This is a genomic window from Pseudomonas sp. AMR01, from assembly GCF_041946035.1.
Taxonomy (GTDB): domain Bacteria; phylum Pseudomonadota; class Gammaproteobacteria; order Pseudomonadales; family Pseudomonadaceae; genus Aquipseudomonas; species Aquipseudomonas antarctica_B.
Genome location: NZ_JAUTYR010000146.1, coordinates 1 through 571 on the forward strand (window position 1 = coordinate 1; position 571 = coordinate 571).

At 63.7% G+C, this 571-nt stretch carries 1 pseudogene; it reads right to left on the minus strand.

The features are described from left to right. A pseudogene (locus tag Q7C20_RS26960) lies at positions 1-571 on the minus strand (DNA-directed RNA polymerase subunit beta'); the annotation flags it as partial.

Genomic DNA, 571 nt, shown 5'->3' on the forward strand with positions numbered 1-571 from the left:
CTTGTCGGTGATCGTGGGCATGTCGCGATATTCGACCTTGCCGTCCGACACCGCTTCGAGGTGCGAGGTTTCGTTGAGCTGCGCCGCACCACCGATGTGGAAGGTACGCATGGTCAGCTGCGTGCCCGGCTCACCGATCGACTGTGCGGCGATGACGCCGACAGCTTCACCGATGTTCACCGGCGTACCGCGAGCGAGGTCACGGCCGTAGCAGGTGCCGCAAACGCCCTGTTCGGCTTCGCAGACCAGCGGCGAGCGGATCTTGGCCGACTGCACTTCGGCTTCCTCGATCGCCTTGACCATCGGTTCGTCGACCAGCGTACCGGCCTTCACGATGACCTCGTCGGTCGCCGCGTTGATGATATCTTCGGCAACCGTACGGCCGAGGATACGCTCGCCGAGCGAAGCGATAACGCTACCGCCCTGAACGATGGCGCGCATTTCGAGCACGTTCTCGGTCTTGCAGTCTTCCTCGACGATCACGCAGTCCTGCGACACGTCGACCAGACGGCGGGTCAGGTAACCCGAGTTCGCCGTCTTGAGCGCGGTATCGGCCAGACCCTTGCGGGCG